The sequence below is a fragment of the uncultured Campylobacter sp. genome (assembly GCF_937997595.1).
GTDB lineage: Bacteria > Campylobacterota > Campylobacteria > Campylobacterales > Campylobacteraceae > Campylobacter_B.
The window spans coordinates 1-1,123 of record NZ_CALKTS010000258.1 but is presented as its reverse complement, the minus strand read 5'-3'; the positions used below and the strand labels follow the sequence as shown (position 1 = coordinate 1,123).

Genomic DNA, 1,123 nt, shown 5'->3' with positions numbered 1-1,123 from the left:
ATTGGTTGCAGAGCCGCTAGCTTTTGCTCCTTTTACGTCGCCGGTAACTTTGCCGCTATCGACATTTACGGTGTTATTGGTTGCGCTGCCGGCTGTCGCCTCTGCGCCCAGTGCGTTACCCGCTACCAGTGCGCCTCCCTCTACCGTCACGGTGTTTTGTGAAGTGCCGATGCGACCGTGTCCGCCCCAAACATTCTTTTTAGCTTCGCCGCCGTTTAATTTCACGGTATTTTTATCGGCAGCTTTTTGTGAGCTTAATCCACCGTAGACTTCATCATTCGCGGTAGTATTCGTTAAATTTACGATATTTTCTTCCGCATTATTGCTTATGCTATATCCGCCGTAAATTTCTTTCGTTACGGCGCTATTGCTTAAATGTACTTCATTTAATTTAGCGGCTCCGCTTGAAGACTGACCGCCGATAACGGAATTTATTTTTGAGTTGTTTTGCGCCGTTACGATATTTTTTGCAGCATCCCCGCTATTGGCTTGACCGCCGCTTACGATGCCGTCCGCTTTAGCGCCGTCTAAGGTTACTTTATTGTCGTGGGCACTGCCGCCGCTCGTATTAACGCCGCCGCCATTGACTTGATTTTTGGCGTGAGTGCGGGTTAAATTTACGGTATTGTTAAATGAGTTTACGCCTCTTCCGCCGAAAATCGTACCTCCTACTTCGCCGTCTTCTATATCTACGATATTTCTTGAAGCATCGTTGGTAGTGGATGTGCCGCCGTAAATTTCACCGGTTACGGCGTTATTTCCTCTAAGTTTGACTTGGTTATCTTCCGCTTTGCCGCCTGCTGCGTTACCGCCGTAAATATTCTCGCCGACTTTGGAGCTAGTCAAAAATACCCTACTGCCAGTTACGGCGCCGTTAGAGCTTTCTCCGCCGGTAACGCTCTTTTTAAAAGTCGTGCCGGTTGCGGTTATTTTATTTTCGGAAGCGCCGGTTTTGCTCTTGCCGCCTATGGCCTGTTGACCGATCTCGCCGCCGGTCAGATCTAAATAGCTATTAGTAACCGTTCCGCTGCGGCTCTCTCCGCCGATCAATCTTCCGCCTATTTTTGCATTACCGTTAATTTTTGCGTAGTTATTCGCGACATCTTTATTGTTGCTTCTTCCG

At 48.4% G+C, this 1,123-nt stretch carries 1 protein-coding gene; it reads right to left on the bottom strand.

What is annotated here, in order from left to right:
- Positions 1 to 1,050, bottom strand: a 1,050-nt coding sequence (locus Q0614_RS08575) for a hypothetical protein (RefSeq protein ID WP_298788032.1), incomplete at its 3' end; no start/stop codon positions are given.
- Between the last annotated feature and the right edge of the window lie 73 nt (positions 1,051 to 1,123).